The sequence below is a fragment of the Erythrobacter sp. genome (assembly GCF_030066995.1).
Taxonomy (GTDB): domain Bacteria; phylum Pseudomonadota; class Alphaproteobacteria; order Sphingomonadales; family Sphingomonadaceae; genus Erythrobacter.
Genome location: NZ_JASJAP010000004.1, coordinates 123,627 through 138,825 on the forward strand (window position 1 = coordinate 123,627; position 15,199 = coordinate 138,825).

Genomic DNA, 15,199 nt, shown 5'->3' on the forward strand with positions numbered 1-15,199 from the left:
TAAAGGAACCTCCATTACTGTACTGGTGTCATAATACAGTAGCGAAATTGCGCGTCAATTCGCTTGCTGAAACCGAAAGGCGCTGGCGGGCATGCGCGCAAGAGCGCGGACGATCACCCAATCCGCGCCCGTTGGTCAGAACGGAATATCGTCGTCCAGATCATCGTAGCCGCCACCGGAACTTGCGCCCGAGCCGCTACCCTGACCACCACCGCCCTGGCTCCAGCCGCCACCCTGACCGCCACCGCCTGAGCTTTGCCCACCGCCGTAGCTTCCGCCACCGCCACCGCCACCGCCACCATCGCCGCGCCCATCGAGCATGGTCAGTGTGCCGCCGTAGTTGCGGATCACAACCTCGGTCGAGTAGCGATCCTGGCCGTTCTGGTCCTGCCATTTGCGGGTTTCGAGCTGGCCTTCAATGAAGACCTTGCTGCCCTTTTTGAGGTAGCGCTCAACCACGCCGACGAGCCCGTCCGAGAAGATCGCAACCGTGTGCCACTCAGTCTTTTCGCGGCGCTCTCCCGTGTTGCGATCCTTCCATTGTTCGCTGGTCGCAATGCGCAGGTTCGCCACCCGGCCTCCGTTCTGGAAACTGCGGATTTCCGGGTCTGCCCCGAGATTGCCAATCAGCATCACCTTGTTGAGCGAGCCTGCCATGAGCCGTTAGTCCTTCCCGTCAAAACACGCGCCCGCGCCGATCGCGCGAGCGATTCTCTGACAATGTATTAGGACAGGTAAGCGCAACTAGGCGAGCCGCGCGCGACCTTTTCCACCTCCGATATGGTGGAAATCACTTAGAAGGGTAGCGAAGACGCCCCAGAAAGCGCGTCAAACTGGGCAATTCGATGTCGCGATTGGTGAACTTCGCCTTGGCCTTTTCAAACCGCATCACCCCGTCAATGCGCCGATCGAGAAACGCGTAGGTCTTCTCCTTGCCCTCGCTATCATCGTTCACGAAATACGCCAGAGTTGCAGAGTAGATGCCCGCCAGGATCGTGCGCTTGGTGTAGTGATTGTAGTCCGTCGACGTATCGCCCGCGAGGCGCCACATGATGTCCGCGCTGCGCCAGCCGATCTGAAGCGCACGCGGCGCATTTTGCGGCATGGCCATGACGGAAAGCGCGCGTCGCACCGCTTCGTCGATGTCCTCGACCGCCTTCAACCGGAAAGCGACGAGTTCGCGAATGCGCTCGCGAATTTTGAGCTCGGCCAGACGTTCGGCCGGCCACTCGGCTTCCATCGCCTGATCGACGCTGGTGACCCACGCCTCGATCATATCCATCGACCGACCGTTCAGCGGCTTCGGGGGAAAGGCAAGCTTGGCGATGTCCACGTCGCACCCCGCCATTTCCGCGGCCGCCACCAGAGCGGTCTCGTTCCAGCCATCGAAGATAGCGGACGCCGCAATGTCAGGAGCCAGCGCCACGCGCAGCTCATCGAGGGTCATGTCGGCGAAATCGGCGCGGGCGGTGTCGGTCATATCAGAAAGAAGGCCCGTACTGCTCGGTAGTTCCCTTTTTCCCCCTTTCAGCGTCAGCTGAGGCGAACTCCTCCATGATCCGCTCATTGCCGATCAGAAGTTCCGCGTAATCGCGCGCCGAGCGTCCGGAATTGTCGCTGCGGTCGGGGTTCGCACCCTCTTTCAGCAGGCGCGCGATCAGCGCAATATCGCGCTTATGCACCGCAGAGATTAGCGGCGTCTCGCCCTGCTGGTCGGCCACATCAACCTGGGCGCCGCCCTTGATCAGCGCCTCGACACTGTCGATATCGCCGAGCGCGGCGGAAATCTGGATCGGGTAGGTGCCCGTTTTGTCCCTAATGTTCGGATCGGCGCCGCGCTGGATCAGAAAACGAATCCACAACGCGTCGCGTCGCTGCGCCACGATGTGCAAACCGGTTTGGCCATTGGTGATATCGCGCGTGTTGACCACCTGGGTACCGGGCTGGTTCAGCATCTCGGTCACCGCGTCGCCATCGCGCTCCTTGACCGCTTCGAGGAACTCATAGCCTTGCGAAAACATCTGCGCGGCAGCCGGCGCGGTCAACTGCGCGGGCGCAACCCCCGCAAGACCGGTGAAGAACACGGCACTGGCAATCGCGCCGCCAATTCCTAGTTTGCGCACAACGAAGCCCGACACGCTTTGATCCTTTCGCATTTGCTGTCACATATTGTCATCAGAAGGAGACCGGACAAGCCCCTCAAGCCTTTGCGCCTCGCGCGTCTTGGCTGTAATCTCCTGCTTGTCCGCCCGTTAGCAGAGCATGAATACCCGCGCAAAGCCCCCGATCCACGCCGTCCTTCGCTCCGCCTTGCTTGTCACTCTTGGCTCTGCGGGTCTTGCAGCGTGCGCGCCGGGCGCGGGCACACCAGGGCCTGCCCCTCTGGCGGGGGCCGATATTGGCGGAGCATTCACGCTCACCAGTTCCACCGGCAAAACTGTTGCCTGGGACGATTTTCGTGGCTCTTACGCAGTGGTCTACTTCGGCTACGCCTATTGCCCCGATGTCTGCCCCACGGACATGCAGCGCACCGCGCAAGGGCTGCGCATCCTCAAAGAGCGCAACCCCGCGCTGGCCTCCCGGACTCAAGCGGTTTTTATCTCGATCGATCCTGAGCGCGACACGCCCGAGGTGGTCGGGGAGTTCGTCTCGGCATTCTCCGACGATCTGGTTGGCCTCACAGGCAGTCCGGAAGCCGTCAAGGCGGCGGCGGACGCTTTTCGCGTCTACTACAAAAAGGGCGAGGAGACGCCGAACGGCGGCTATCTCGTCGACCACACCAACATCGTCTATTTGTTCGATCCCGATGGTGAGCCGCTTGCCATGTTGCCGACAAACGAGGGATCCGAGGCGGTCGCCGACGAAATCGAGAAATGGGCGAGCTGAGAGACCGTTTCTGGACGCTGCCTCTGGGCGAGCTCAACCGCGCGGAGTGGGAGGCGCTGTGCGATGGCTGCGGGCGCTGTTGCACGCACAAGATCGAAGACGCGGATACCGGCGAGATCGAACAGACAAATGTCGCGTGCAAGCTGCTCGACACCAAAACCGCCTGTTGCTCCGATTACCGCAACCGCAAGGCCTTTGTGCCCGATTGCCTGCGTTTGACGCTTGCGATCGTCGAGGACGTGCCATGGCTGCCTTCGACCTGCGCTTACCGCGTCCGGGCCGAAGGGCGCAGCCTGCCATCCTGGCACTATCTCATCAGCGGAGACCGCGAGGCGGTCCACCGCGTGGGCGTGGGGGTTGCGGGCCGGGTGGTGAGCGAGAGCGAAGCGGGACCGCTCGAACACCATATCGTGGAATGGGGACCGGTGCGGCTGGACAAAGCGGCCCCGGCTGAGCTTGAAGAGGGGAGCGAGCCAAGGGGAGACTTCGAAACGTGATCGACGGTCTGAAGCGGGTGTTGATGGATCCCGAGATCAACCTCAACGGGGAATGCGTCCCGATTGTCCTTCGCCGTCACTCTGCCGCCAAACGTCTGACGCTGAGGCTGGCACCGGACGGGCAGGCGGTCCAGATCACCCTGCCTCGCTGGGCGCGCAGCGCGGACGCCATCGCCTTCGCGCACGCCCGCCAGGTCTGGCTCGCGGGTCAGCACGCGCGCATTCCGCGACGCACGCGGCCAAGTGCGGGCGGCGACCTCAGGTATCGCGGCGACGCGTTGACGATCGCCTGGGACAAGGGCGCGCCTCGACGCCCGTTGCGCGAGGGCGCTCAATTGCGCGTCGGCGGCGCGATCGAAGGGCTTGAGGCGCGCCTGCGCCGCTGGCTTGAGCGCGAGGCACTAGGTTTGTTCGAAAGCGATCTGACCGACTACGCGCGCGCGGCCAAGCTGCAACCTGTGCCGATCGGGCTCAGCCGCGCCCAGAAGCGCTGGGGAAGCTGTTCGGATGGCGGCCAATCCGGGCAGCGGCGCATCCGGATCAACTGGCGGCTGGTTCAAGCGCCCGATTTCGTTCGCCGCTCCGTCGTCGCGCATGAAGTGGCCCACCTTGTCCACTTCGATCACAGCCCCGCTTTCCACGCTCTGCTGGGCGACATTTACGAAGGCGATATCGGTCAGGCGGACCGCTGGCTGAAGGACAACGGGCGCAACCTCTACACCGCGTTCGGTTGATCTTCTGGACGCTCTTGCGACGATTACTTAGGCGTTGATTAACCCTGTTCGGTTAAACGCCGGTGATGTTTCGCTGCCCTACCCTGACCGCGGCTCTGGCGACCATCATGGTGGCCAGCCTTGCTACGCCTGCGCCTTCCGCGTTGCGCGCGCAGGGTGCGTGCGAGGATTGCGACGTACCGCCCGCCTGCCGCGAAGACGCGCCCGAGAGCATCCTGCGCCTGCGCGCGCGCAATTGCCAGAAACTCAGCGTGGCGATCGAAAGCGATGTGGATTTTGGCCGCGTTGTGGTCCTGAAAAACGGCGAAGGCCGCGTCCTGCTTGACCTCGAAACAGGAGAGAGAAAGCTGCTCGGGGATCTCGAGAACCTGGGCGGAGTGCCGATCACTGGCCGCGCGACCGTGACCGGCGCGCCGCTGGAAAGGCTGCGGATCACGCTGCCGACGCGGGTTTCCATGCGCGATACAAGCGGCGGCGAAGCGGAAATCAGTGAATTCGTGACCGACCTGCCGGCGCTGCCGACCCTCGACGCCAACGGCCAGCTCACCTTCCGTTTTTCCGGAACGCTGGTGCTCAGCGCCAAGATGGAAGCCTCCGGTCGCTTGCGTGGCCGCGTGCCGATCAGCGTCGAATATCAGTAGGAACCACGGCGATCATCGAATGCGGGCCGTGCGTCAGCGCCCTTCGCCCTCTGGTCTTACGAGTGGAGCGCCCTTATATTCGCCCCATGTCCTCGCTTTCGCGCCTCAATCCCAAGACCGGTATTGTCGATTTCTGGACGGAATTCCGCAAGCCCAATCCCTTTCGCGTACCGATGTTGCTGGCCTCGACCGTTCCGCTGATGGTGATCTTTTACTGGTTGTCGGGTGAGACGCATTACTCGGCGCCAGAGCGGCCCACGATTACCTACATCACCACGTTCGATCCGGAGCGCACAGACGAAGAGATCATCGCGTCGAACGAGGCAAATCAGGAGATCAAGGATTTGCGCAAGGCGGCTCAGGATGACGTCGCCGAGCGCAAGCGCGAAATCTACAAGGCGCTGGGCAAGGGCATCGGTATGGACGTCGACAAGATCGCGGCCGAGGCCGACGCGCGCCGCGCCGCCGAGGAAGCGGCCGCCGCCGAGCAGCGAGCGCAAAGATACGGGCGTGCAAGCGCGGACTCGTCCGAGACAGGTGAGCCGCCAGCCGAAAGCACGCGGCCATAGCCTTGAAGGCTCCCGGCGACGCGGACTGGATGGCGGCGTGCGCGCGGCTGGCGGAACGCGCGCGTCCGATCAGTCGTCCCAATCCCGGTGTCGCGGCAATCTTCGTCAGGGATGGACGCGTTCTTGCGCGCGGATGGACCCGCGAAGGTGGACGCCCGCACGCCGAAGCCGATGCGCTTTCCCGCCTGGCCGACGGCGTAGCAAGAGGCTCCACGCTCTACGTAACGCTGGAGCCATGCGCGCACATATCCGATCGCGGCCCAGCGTGCTCTGACATCATCAGCGCCGCGCGTCCGGCACGCGTCGTGATCGGCCAGCACGACCCCGACCCGCGCACGGCCGGAAGCGGTATCGCTCGGCTGGAGAAGGCGGGGATCGCGGTCACGGCGCTTGAGGATGAACACTCCGCGCGCAGTCTGGTCGGCTATCTGACCCGCCAGCGCAAGGGACGACCCTATGTCACGCTCAAACTGGCGCAGTCGCTCGACGGCTGCCTCGCGCTCGCCGATGGAACAAGCCAGTGGATCACGGGGCCTCAGGCCCGCGCGCATTGCCACGCCATGCGCGCGCGCAACGATGCGATTCTAGTTGGCGGGGCCACGTGGCGCGCGGACAAGCCCAAACTCAACGTTCGCCTGCCCGGTCTCGAGAAGCGCAGCCCGGACCGCGTGCTCCTGACCCGCGGCGTCCAGCAGGACGGCGTGCGCGTGATCAACGCCCCCGAACAGATCGGACAGATCGAAGGCGCGCATTTTCTTTACATCGAGGGCGGCGCGGCGACTGCGGCGAGCTTTCTTGCCGCTGACCTGGTCGACGAACTGCACCTTTACGAAGCGCCTATCGTGATCGGCGGCGATGGGATGAACAGTCTTGGTGCGCTAGGCCTTGCCGACCTCTCGGCGGCGCACGGACGCTGGCGACGCGGAGAGACACGCCAACTTGGCAGCGACCGCTTCACCGCCTATCTGCGCCAGCACAGCTAATCGCATTCGCGGTTTACGGGCAAGCAAAGGAAATCAGGTCCCATGTTCACCGGCATCGTCACCGCCATCGGCACCATTTCGAAGGTGGACCAGCGCGGCGATATGCGTCTGCGGATCGACGCGCCGCTCGACCCCGAGCGGATCGATATCGGCGCATCGATCGCGTGTTCGGGCGTGTGCCTTACCGTGGTCGACCGCGGCGGCGATGCCGACAACGCCTGGTTCGAAGTCGACGTGTCGGCGGAGACCATCCTGCGCACACGGCGCGGCATGTGGGAAGAAGGTCAGCGGATCAACATCGAACCCTCGCTGCGCATCGGTGACGAGCTCGGCGGCCATATTGTCACCGGCCATGTGGATTCGGTCGGTGAGGTCGTCTTGTCCAAGCGCGAGGGCGACAGTTGGCGCCTGGCGATCCGCGCGCGCGCCGAGATGTCGCCATTCATCGCGGAGAAGGGCTCGATCACGGTCGATGGGGTGTCGCTGACCGTCAACGACGTGCGCGATCGCCCCGATGGCACGTGTGACTTTGCGCTCAACATCATCCCGCACACCGCCAAGGTAACGACGCTGGGCGATCTTGATGTGGGCGGTGAGGCCAATCTGGAGATTGACGTTCTGGCGCGCTATCTCAAGCGGATGCAGGGACTGGCCGCGGGAAGCTGAGCGCTCCCTTCTGGGACGACGGGCCTTCAGCCAGTCACATCGGCCAGCGCGCCGATGAACTTTTCGATATTGTCCATCGTCAGGCCCGCGATATTGATGCGGCCCGAACCGGCCATATAGATGCCATGCTCTTCACGCAGGCGGACCACTTGCTCCTTGGTCACCGGAAGAGTGGAGAACAGCCCGTTCTGGGACCCTAGCGGAGCCAGATCCACGCCGCCTGCTACGCCCGCCTCGGCCAGGCGTTCGCGGACCTGACGCATGCGAGAGCGCATCTGGTCCAGCTCATCCAGCCAGACTTCGGTCATCGCGCGATCGCGCAGGATTAGCCGGATCGCCGCGGCGCCGTGATCAGGCGGCATCGACCAGCTGGCGCGAGCGAGCGCGTTAGCGTTGGAGAACGCGGTATTTAGCGTTTCGCTCTCACCCTCACCCGCCATGATATAGAACGCGCCGACCCGGTCGCGGTACATGCCGAAATTCTTGTCACAGCTGTAAGCGATGAAAGCTTCGGGCACTTTGGCGAGCACGCTGCGCAAACCGGCTGCATCCTCCTCGAGCCCCTCGCCAAGTCCCTGATACGCGGTGTCGATGATCGGGAAGATGCCGGTCTCGGCAATCGCGTCCCCGATCGCGTCCCAATCGTCCGCTGCGTAGTCGATGCCGGTGGGATTGTGACAGCAACCGTGCAGCAGGACGCCATCGCCGGGCGCAGCGCCACGGATCGCGGCCAGAACCGCGTCGAGATTGGCGGTTCCATCGGCCTTGGCGTGGCCAAAGGCCGCAAGCTCCAGCCCCAGGTCATCGATAATCTGCTTGTGATTGGGCCAGCTCGGCGTGCCCATATGCAGCCGCTCCATCCCCGCCCTTTGCGCAAGCGCAAGAGCAAGGCGCACCGCGCCGGTGCCGCCAGGTGTCTGCATTCCCGAGATGCGCCCGCCCATCGTCGCGTCGGTTCCGAAGATGTAGGGCATCAGCGCGTTGACGAAGCCCATGTCGCCTTCCGGGCCCAGATAGCTCTTCGATTCCTGCGTATCGACCAGCGCTTGCTCGGCCCGCTTGATCGCCGCAAAAACGGGCGTGTCGCCCTGTCCCGTGCGATAGACGCCGACGCCAAGGTCGACTTTGTCAGGGCGCTCATCGGCGGCGTGGAGCTTGATCAGCGCGAGCAGCGCGTCGGGCGATTGGGCTTCGAGTCGGTTGAGCATGGCCAACGCGATGCCGTGAGCGCGGGCCGCGCGCAACCGCCTTTTGAACGGCTAGTGCACGCTGCGCACAGAGAAACGTATCAGAAAGGCAGCCAGCGCTGCTTTTTCGAGAACTTCATGTATCCCGCGTTGACGCCAAGCCGCACACCCGCGCCCATCCGGATCGGGATCAGGACAACGTCGCCCCAGCGCATGTAGCTCGCGTGCAATCCGCCGACCAGATAGGCCTGCCCCTCACCCGCCGGGAAGCGTTTGAAGAGATCCTCGGTATCGTAGAGGTTGTAGACCAGCACAAAGGTGTTGGCCGCGTTTGCGCCTGCGTCAAAACCGATCGAGGGGCCGGTCCAGTAGACTTTCTGGTCGCCTTCAACCTTGTGATGCAGCGTTCCCGAGCCGTAGCGCGCGCCAACCACAAACGCGCCGCCAGCCTCGCGGCCCACGATGTAGCCGTTGGGTTGCCCCTCTTTCTTGAGCAAATCCTCGATCATCTTGGCAAGGCCTTCTGCGCCTTTACCGAAGACGCCTTCGGCTGCGCCGATCAAATCGTCTTCGCCATAGGTACTCTCGCTTGCCGCGACGGTCTCTGCATCGATCCCGGCCTCGCCCTCGACGCTTGCGCCGCTGGCAGGGTCAACCCACTGACCCGATCCGTCCGTCGCGGTACCATTGGGCTCCGGGACGGGTTGAGGTTGAGGCTCGATCGGCGGCTCCGATTGCGGCGCGGGCGCTGACTGGGCGGCTGCTTCGGCGTTGATCGTCGCTGAATCGACGCGATAGGGTCGTGAGGTCCGAGCGGACGTATCGGTCGGCGCGGTGGCAAACGCCTCGTTGGGATCGAACGTCTCCATTTCCTGCGCGGCCAGCGGACCGGTCGCCCAGAACAGCATCGCCGCAACAGCGAGCCTCATCGTCGCCCAGAGCCCGCTCTGCGAAGAGCCTGCGGATAGGGTCTGGGTAGAGCCTCTGGGCGAGACGGGCGATTGGGTAGCGACGGCGTGCATAATCTCTTGCCCTTATTGCGAAAAGACAGTCTGGAGCCGCGTTAGCAGAGTCCGACAAACGCGATCAGGCAAGCCCAAGGGCGGTGAGTCGAATCGAAAACGCGACAGGACGGTTAATTCGGCGATCCCCCCTGAACCGGGGACGAACCGTTTCGACCGCGAGCGGACAGGCTCCGAGCGCCGCGCAAAAATTTGGCTCTGGCGGCTTGCCGCCCCACGCCGCTGCGATTATAGCGCGCGGCTCGCAGCCGAGAATGCGTCGCGGAGACGTGGGTGAGTGGCTGAAACCAGTCCCCTGCTAAGGGACCATACCGTTTATAGCGGTATCGAGGGTTCGAATCCCTCCGTCTCCGCCATTTTCCCTTCACTGTCGGTGCCAAGCCGCGTTGTTGTTTCGAACCAGATCCCGGATCAGCGGCGTTAGTCTTCGCCCTGCGGGGCGGGCGGGGCTCTGTTCGTGTCGACAACGCGAAAACCGATATGATCGGTGCCAAGGTCACGCTCTTGGAACTGACGCGCGGTGGGACGATAGCGGGCGCAGTAATTGCGCGCGCACAAGAAAGAGCCGCCCTTGATCACGTTCTCGGGCTGGCCGGGCATCGCCTCGCTGACGGTCCATTCCCAGACATTGCCGATCATGTCGTGAAGCCCGAAGGCGTTCGCGGCAAAGCACCCAACGGGTGCGCGAGAGGTGAAGCCGTCTTCGCCCAGATCCTTTGCCGGAAACACACCCTGGTAATAGTTGGCTTGCGCTTTTCCCGCCGCGTCCCTGGGCTCGGGCGCAACCTGCGATCCGGCGTGCGCGCGGGCGCGCGCGGCGTATTCCCATTGCGCTTCGGTGGGCAGGCTTTTGCCCGCCCATTCGGCGTAAGCGAGCGCGTCGTCAAAGGTCACCTGGACAACCGGATCGGTGCCTCGTCCCTCGATGGTGCTTCCCGGTCCCTCGGGCGCCCTCCACCAGGCGCCCGGGACCCAGACCCACCAGGACGGGTTCTCGTGTGTCGGTACGCGGAACACCGCCGAACCCGGCAGCCGCATTTCCGGCGGAGCGCCGGAGATGGCCGGCGGGTCACGCTCGGCTTGCGTCCGGTAGCCGGTCGCGGCAACAAATTCGGCAAACTGCGCGTTGGTGACTTCGGTCTGCGATATCCAGAAGCCTTCCACGGCGACCTGGCGCGGCGGTCCCTCTTCGCGGTAGAACGGTGCCTCGCCCATCGTGAAGGTTCCTCCTTCGATCCAGACCATCTTCGGATCGGACAGCCCGCGGCAAGCGCCCGCAGCATCCGCTTGCGCTTCAGGAGGCGGCGCGGGTTGCGAACAGGCCGCCAGCGCGAATGAGAGACCGATTGCAGAGCGCATACCTGACCAATTCCCTCCTTCCCCAAGACCTCGGGTTTCCCAGCCAGCGCATCGGCACCCCCGCTTGATCGCGTTTCTGAAGTGAAGGGAGACTGGATGGCAAGCTGTGTTTACCATCCGCATCCGCGCGGCGCTCAGCGCCCGTCGCGCAGGCGGCGCGGAGCGCCCTGGCATCAAGGCCGAGCGGCGCGCCTTCGGGGGTTTTTCCTTTGCGAGCGGACCGGATTGGCCTAGGCCCTTCCCGATGATCCACCGGGCTTCCCTGTTTGCGCGGATGTTTGCGCTTGTCGCCGTCTTTTCGGCGGTCGTGCAATGGTCGGTACCGCATGGGTGGATGATTGCAGCGGACGCGGACGGCGACTTCGTTTTCGCCCCCTGCCCCATTACCTCGCCAGCCCTCTTCGAACTCGCCCGGGCGACCGGCACCGCTCCGCACCATGGGCACCACGCCCATCACGCGCATCACGCGCATCACGCGCATGATGACGCAATGGATCATTCCGACGAGGACGCAGCGCCCGGCGTGGCAGAGGCGCTGTGCGATCAGGCGGCGATTGGCTCCCCTGCGGTCCCCCCGACCGCGCTGGAGGTTTCAGACGCGCCCCTCCTCCTCGCCGACACGGCTGACTTCGCGGCCTTCGAAGTCGCACCGGGACATGGCCTTGCGGCGCCGCCGCCGCCATCGACCGGACCTCCGCTCCTGAACGGCTGAACACACGCAGATCTCGCTCTGGGCCACGATAGCGCCCGGGCGAACTCTCATACTGCCCTGGCTCTGGCCGGGCCTCGCAAGCTGCGGTGTGGCCACGTGCACCACACCGGGCCGCGTTTCAGGAACTCAGATTCATGCCCATTCGTACATTTGCCCGGCCACTGGCTGCGGCGTCCTGCCTTGTCCTTCCGGCCACCGCGCTCCACGCGCAGGGTATTGGCCAAAGGCAAGATGAAATCATTGTCAGCGCCAGCCTCGATGGCTCGCCCACGTCCAAATCGGTCGAGGAAGCGCGCGCCGAGCTTGAGCGCATTCCAGGCGCCATCGGGGTGGTCGAAGACGAAGGCTTTGCCGATATCTTCGCGCTCAGCATCGGCGACACTCTCGAGCTTACGCCGGGAGTCTTTGCGGATACGAGCGCGCTGCGCGAGAGCCGGATTTCGGTTCGTGGATCGGGCCTCAACTCCAGTTTCGAGCGGCGCGGCCTGACGGTCCTTCGCGACGGAGTGCCGATCAGCCGGGCGGCGGGTTCCACGGAATTTCAGGAAATCGATCCGCTCTCGTTCCGCTATCTGGAAGTGTTCAAGGGCGCGAACGGGCTCGAATACGGCGCTGCATCGCTCGGCGGAGCGATCAACGTTGTCAGCCCCACGGGTCGCACCGCGCGATCGCCGATCACGCTGCGGGCGGAAGGCGGAAGCTTCAGCACCTTTCGAGCCAACGCCGCAATTGGCGGCAAGAGCGAGGACACCGATTACTGGGTCGGCGTGACAGGACTCACCACGGACGGTTTTCGAGAGCAAAGCGACGTGCGCAGTCTCTACGGTCACGGCAATCTGGGCTGGCAGGTGGCCGACAATGTCGAGACCCGCTTTTATGTCACCGCGCTCCGCGACAATTTCGAGCTCGCCGGGTCGCTTTCGCTCGAGGACGCGCTGGAAAATCCGCAAGCGGCCGCGCGTCCCGTGACAATTGGTCCATTCTTTCCGGGCGGTCCGGTTACCGTGCTTGATCCGGGCCCGGTCGCCGACGACTGGGACCGCAATCTGGATGTCCTGCGCTTTTCCAACCTCACCGCCGTCGATCTTGGAGGCGGCACCGATCTGGAGGTCGGTCTGTGGTATTCGCGGCGCGAGCTCGACCACGCGATCACGCGTTTCGCCGGCATCATCGTCCAGGGCGAAGACGAAGTCGGCGCCTCTGTCAGGTTGACGGGCGAGATCGCGTTCCTCGCCCCGCAAAGCCGCTGGCAGGTAGGCGGGATGTATGCCTTCGGCAGCAACGATGCGGAAGTGTTCGAGAACCAGTCGGGCGATCGCGGCGATCTTACCTCAAAGTCGGACCAGGATTCCTCGCTGTTGATGAGCTACGCTCAGCTCGACCTTGGGCTCACGGACGCACTTACCCTCGTCACCGGCGCGCAATACGCCCGCGCCACTCGCGATGTGGAGGCGGTGCTGAACACGGTTTCCGGGCGCGGTGAATACGACCAGTTCAATCCAAGGGTTGGCCTGTTGTTGGACGCCTCGCAAAGCGTACAGCTTTTTGGGAACATCAACCGGACTTTCGAGCCGCCAAGCCTGACCGATCTGACGGCCGGCGGAGCGTTTCCGTTTTCACCGCTCGAAGAACAGCGCGGGACCGTCTTCGAAGTCGGTACGCGAGGCCAATCGGGCGTATTTTCGTGGGACATCGCCGTCTACCGCGCTGAAATCGAGAACGAGTTCCTCGACTTTGCCGTGGAAGGAGGCGCCGGATTCATCACGGTGACGGACAACGGCGACCGTACGATCCACCAAGGCATCGAGGCCGGGATCGATGTTCGACCCGCGAAGGACGTTCTGGAAGCGCGCGGCCAGTCACTTCGTCTCTCGGCGGCCTACACGCTCAACGATTTCCGGTTCGACGACGATCCGATTTACGGCGACAACGATCTGGCCGGCGTGCCGCGCCATCTCCTGATCGCGGAGGCGCGCTTCGACAAGATCGAGGATTGGTACATTTCAACCACCTTGCGGTTCGTCCCGGATGGACCCTGGGCGGACTACGCCAACACCGAAAGGGCGCCGGGCTACGAGACCGTACAGATCACCGCCGGGGTCACGGTCTTCGAGCGGTTCCAGCTGTTCGGCTCGATCGAGAACCTGTTCGACACTGTGTTCATCTCGAACCTCAACACGGTCGCGGACCAGTCGATCAGCAACGCAGCGATTTACACACCCGGCCAGGGACGCGCCTTTTTCGGCGGTGTTCGCGCCCGGTTCTGAGGCAGGAGTTAAGCGATGTCGATGAAGAACAAGACCGCCCGTTGGTCCAATTCCAAGCACCGCTGGCTGGCGCTGGTGGGTGGGATCAGCCTGCTTGTATGGGGTCTTTCGGGCCTTATGCATATCGCAATGGTCCTGTTTGGACCGCAGCAGGCGCAATTCATGCCGCCCACGGCCCAGATCGAGCTTTCGGGAGCAAAGCCGATCGCCGACACACTCTCCGAGACCGGCGTTCTTGCAACCTCGGCGGTCAAGACCGTCGCGGCACCCGGCGGCGACGCTTTGTGGCAAGTGACCGAAGAGCCAATGGCCGCGCGTCGCTATTTCAAACCCTCGGACGGCACCGAAATCACCGATGGAGATCGCGCGCAGGCCGAGTTCCTGGCGCGCCATTTCCTCGACACCGACCGTGCAATCGTATCGGCGACGTTGCAGACCGATTTCGACGCCAGTTACCCCTGGGTCAATCGGCTGCTGCCCGTCTGGAAACTTGAGTTCGAAGGAGAGGACAGGCTGACAGCCTATGTCCACACCGAAACCTCGGCGCTCGCCGCGGTGAACAACGGCACGAAGGAAACGCTGCAATCGCTGTTCCGCGCTCTGCACACCTGGGAGTGGGTGCCACCCGGTATGGAATGGCTGCGCGTGCTGGTGATCACGCTGATGGTCGGCAGCCTCTTCGCGCTCGCGGCGACGGGGGTGATGATGCTCGTCACCGTGCGCCGCAGGAAACGCGCGCCAGGCGCGAAAGGATGGCACCGCGCGATGAGTTACATTCTTGCGCTGCCGTTGATCATGTTCTCGGCAAGCGGTGTCTACCACCTCGTGCAATCCGCGCTGGTCCCTCCGGACAGTCAATTGCGCATGGGCGAACCGGTCGATCTCGCCAGCGGCGCGTGGCCGGTCGAACAGGACTGGGCCGCGATCAGCGCGGGGCGCGACATAGCCGCTGTTTCGCTGGTCGAGGGCGATGGTGGCCGGGCGCTCTACCGGGTGGGGCTGGCCCCGCCTCGGGGCGCGATGGGCGGCGGGGCGCACGACCACAGCGCGAGCAAGAAAGCCGAGCACGAGGGTCAAGAACACGATCACGTCGCGAGCAACGCCGCATCACCGGCGCCAGGCGACACGCCGCAAACCGACGCCGAGATCCGCGAGGCCCGTTTCGCCGGGATCGAGCCGAAGGGCCCGGCCATCTATCTCGACGCGCAGACCGGTGAGGTGATCGAAGACGGCGACCGTGACATCGCGCTGGCAATAGCCCGCCGGTTCACCGAAGCGCCCGACGAGGCGGTCACAGGCATGGAACTCATAACGCGCTTCAGCCACGAATACGACTTTCGCAACAAGCGCCTCCCGGTCTGGCGGGTCGACTATGCCGAACCGATCAAGGCGAGCGTGTTTGTGGACACCGCCTCCGGCGTGCTCGTCGATCGCGTTGCCGATTGGGAAAAGCCCGAAAGGCTGATTTTCAGCATGATCCACAAGTGGAACTTCCTGTTCCCGATCGGACGCCTCAACCTCAATCTAGTGGTGGGTGGCTTCGTCATCGCGCTGATCGTTTTCATGGCCATTCTGGGGCTTCGGATGGACTGGAAAAACCGGCGCGTGCGCAAGCGTGCATCCGGTAAAGCCACCGGCCAAGGAGCGCCCATGCCCGATCCGGCGGAGTGATTGCC

16 protein-coding genes and 1 tRNA gene are annotated in these 15,199 nt (G+C 63.9%); 11 read left to right on the top strand and 6 right to left on the bottom strand.

Annotation, left to right across the window (positions count from 1 at the left end; all coding sequences use genetic code 11):
• Positions 1-135 precede the first annotated feature (135 nt).
• The 3 genes from ssb to QNI87_RS10730 form a co-directional block, all read right to left on the bottom strand.
• The gene (gene ssb / locus QNI87_RS10720) at positions 136-657 is read right to left on the bottom strand and encodes a single-stranded DNA-binding protein (RefSeq protein ID WP_300596294.1); all 522 of its coding nucleotides are present in this window, start codon (positions 655-657) and stop codon (positions 136-138) included.
• A gap of 133 nt (positions 658-790) precedes the next feature.
• On the bottom strand, positions 791-1,480 hold the full coding sequence (locus tag QNI87_RS10725) for a COQ9 family protein (protein ID WP_300596296.1): 690 nt from the start codon (positions 1,478-1,480) through the stop codon (positions 791-793).
• 1 nt (position 1,481) lies between these two features.
• On the bottom strand, positions 1,482-2,138 hold the full coding sequence (locus tag QNI87_RS10730) for an ankyrin repeat domain-containing protein (RefSeq protein WP_300596298.1): 657 nt from the start codon (positions 2,136-2,138) through the stop codon (positions 1,482-1,484).
• A gap of 124 nt (positions 2,139-2,262) precedes the next feature.
• Between QNI87_RS10730 and QNI87_RS10735 the strand changes: the two genes are divergently transcribed.
• From QNI87_RS10735 to QNI87_RS10765, 7 genes are all read left to right on the top strand, one after another.
• Positions 2,263-2,886: an SCO family protein gene (locus QNI87_RS10735; protein ID WP_300596300.1), complete on the top strand. Its 624-nt coding sequence runs from the start codon at positions 2,263-2,265 to the stop codon at positions 2,884-2,886.
• Positions 2,874-3,383, top strand: a complete 510-nt coding sequence (locus QNI87_RS10740) for a YcgN family cysteine cluster protein (protein ID WP_300596302.1) — start codon at positions 2,874-2,876, stop codon at positions 3,381-3,383. Before QNI87_RS10735 ends, QNI87_RS10740 begins: the two co-directional genes overlap by 13 nt.
• Positions 3,380-4,117: a YgjP-like metallopeptidase domain-containing protein gene (locus QNI87_RS10745; protein ID WP_300596304.1), complete on the top strand. Its 738-nt coding sequence runs from the start codon at positions 3,380-3,382 to the stop codon at positions 4,115-4,117. Before QNI87_RS10740 ends, QNI87_RS10745 begins: the two co-directional genes overlap by 4 nt.
• Before the next feature lie 65 nt (positions 4,118-4,182).
• Positions 4,183-4,758, top strand: coding sequence for a DUF4402 domain-containing protein (locus QNI87_RS10750; protein WP_300596306.1), 576 nt, complete (start codon positions 4,183-4,185; stop codon positions 4,756-4,758).
• Positions 4,759-4,844: 86 nt separating this feature from the next.
• The gene (locus QNI87_RS10755) at positions 4,845-5,327 is read left to right on the top strand and encodes a hypothetical protein (RefSeq protein ID WP_300596308.1); all 483 of its coding nucleotides are present in this window, start codon (positions 4,845-4,847) and stop codon (positions 5,325-5,327) included.
• Between the two features lie 29 nt (positions 5,328-5,356).
• Positions 5,357-6,310: a bifunctional diaminohydroxyphosphoribosylaminopyrimidine deaminase/5-amino-6-(5-phosphoribosylamino)uracil reductase RibD gene (gene ribD / locus QNI87_RS10760; RefSeq protein WP_300596649.1), complete on the top strand. Its 954-nt coding sequence runs from the start codon at positions 5,357-5,359 to the stop codon at positions 6,308-6,310.
• Between the two features lie 42 nt (positions 6,311-6,352).
• Positions 6,353-6,976 (top strand): riboflavin synthase, encoded by a 624-nt coding sequence (locus QNI87_RS10765; protein WP_300596310.1) that lies wholly within the window; start codon positions 6,353-6,355, stop codon positions 6,974-6,976.
• 26 nt (positions 6,977-7,002) lie between these two features.
• On the opposite strand, the gene QNI87_RS10770 is transcribed toward QNI87_RS10765, so the two are convergent.
• Positions 7,003-8,184 (bottom strand): aromatic amino acid transaminase, encoded by a 1,182-nt coding sequence (locus QNI87_RS10770; RefSeq protein WP_300596312.1) that lies wholly within the window; start codon positions 8,182-8,184, stop codon positions 7,003-7,005.
• Positions 8,185-8,264: 80 nt separating this feature from the next.
• A complete protein-coding gene (locus tag QNI87_RS10775; protein ID WP_300596652.1) occupies positions 8,265-9,092 on the bottom strand; it encodes a DUF1134 domain-containing protein in 828 nt (275 codons plus the stop codon).
• Between the two features lie 356 nt (positions 9,093-9,448).
• Between QNI87_RS10775 and QNI87_RS10780 the strand changes: the two genes are divergently transcribed.
• Positions 9,449-9,541 (top strand) — tRNA-Ser (locus tag QNI87_RS10780).
• Positions 9,542-9,605: 64 nt separating this feature from the next.
• Here the strand turns inward: QNI87_RS10780 and QNI87_RS10785 are convergent.
• Positions 9,606-10,544, bottom strand: coding sequence for a formylglycine-generating enzyme family protein (locus QNI87_RS10785; RefSeq protein ID WP_300596314.1), 939 nt, complete (start codon positions 10,542-10,544; stop codon positions 9,606-9,608).
• 106 nt (positions 10,545-10,650) lie between these two features.
• Here QNI87_RS10785 and QNI87_RS10790 point away from each other — a divergent pair, with 106 nt between their 5' ends.
• The 3 genes from QNI87_RS10790 to QNI87_RS10800 all read left to right on the top strand — a co-directional run bounded on the left by QNI87_RS10790 (position 10,651) and on the right by QNI87_RS10800 (position 15,194).
• Positions 10,651-11,256: a hypothetical protein gene (locus QNI87_RS10790; RefSeq protein ID WP_300596316.1), complete on the top strand. Its 606-nt coding sequence runs from the start codon at positions 10,651-10,653 to the stop codon at positions 11,254-11,256.
• A gap of 134 nt (positions 11,257-11,390) precedes the next feature.
• Positions 11,391-13,523 carry a TonB-dependent receptor gene (locus tag QNI87_RS10795; protein WP_300596318.1) on the top strand — a complete coding sequence of 711 codons (2,133 nt, stop codon included), beginning with the start codon at positions 11,391-11,393 and terminating at the stop codon, positions 13,521-13,523.
• 21 nt (positions 13,524-13,544) lie between these two features.
• Complete coding sequence (locus QNI87_RS10800; RefSeq protein ID WP_300596320.1) at positions 13,545-15,194, top strand: PepSY domain-containing protein; 1,650 nt, start codon at positions 13,545-13,547, stop codon at positions 15,192-15,194.
• Positions 15,195-15,199 lie beyond the last annotated feature (5 nt).

What these genes read in the sequence shown, in the direction of transcription:
- ssb (WP_300596294.1), bottom strand. Translation starts at nt 657, where the DNA reads ATGGCAGGCTCGCTCAACAAGGTGATGCTGATTGGCAATCTCGGGGCA.
- QNI87_RS10725 (WP_300596296.1), bottom strand. Translation starts at nt 1,480, where the DNA reads ATGACCGACACCGCCCGCGCCGATTTCGCCGACATGACCCTCGATGAG.
- QNI87_RS10735 (WP_300596300.1), top strand. Translation starts at nt 2,263, where the DNA reads ATGAATACCCGCGCAAAGCCCCCGATCCACGCCGTCCTTCGCTCCGCC.
- QNI87_RS10740 (WP_300596302.1), top strand. Translation starts at nt 2,874, where the DNA reads ATGGGCGAGCTGAGAGACCGTTTCTGGACGCTGCCTCTGGGCGAGCTC.
- QNI87_RS10750 (WP_300596306.1), top strand. Translation starts at nt 4,183, where the DNA reads ATGTTTCGCTGCCCTACCCTGACCGCGGCTCTGGCGACCATCATGGTG.
- QNI87_RS10755 (WP_300596308.1), top strand. Translation starts at nt 4,845, where the DNA reads ATGTCCTCGCTTTCGCGCCTCAATCCCAAGACCGGTATTGTCGATTTC.
- ribD (WP_300596649.1), top strand. Translation starts at nt 5,357, where the DNA reads ATGGCGGCGTGCGCGCGGCTGGCGGAACGCGCGCGTCCGATCAGTCGT.
- QNI87_RS10765 (WP_300596310.1), top strand. Translation starts at nt 6,353, where the DNA reads ATGTTCACCGGCATCGTCACCGCCATCGGCACCATTTCGAAGGTGGAC.
- QNI87_RS10770 (WP_300596312.1), bottom strand. Translation starts at nt 8,184, where the DNA reads ATGCTCAACCGACTCGAAGCCCAATCGCCCGACGCGCTGCTCGCGCTG.
- QNI87_RS10775 (WP_300596652.1), bottom strand. Translation starts at nt 9,092, where the DNA reads ATGAGGCTCGCTGTTGCGGCGATGCTGTTCTGGGCGACCGGTCCGCTG.
- QNI87_RS10785 (WP_300596314.1), bottom strand. Translation starts at nt 10,544, where the DNA reads ATGCGCTCTGCAATCGGTCTCTCATTCGCGCTGGCGGCCTGTTCGCAA.
- QNI87_RS10795 (WP_300596318.1), top strand. Translation starts at nt 11,391, where the DNA reads ATGCCCATTCGTACATTTGCCCGGCCACTGGCTGCGGCGTCCTGCCTT.
- QNI87_RS10800 (WP_300596320.1), top strand. Translation starts at nt 13,545, where the DNA reads ATGAAGAACAAGACCGCCCGTTGGTCCAATTCCAAGCACCGCTGGCTG.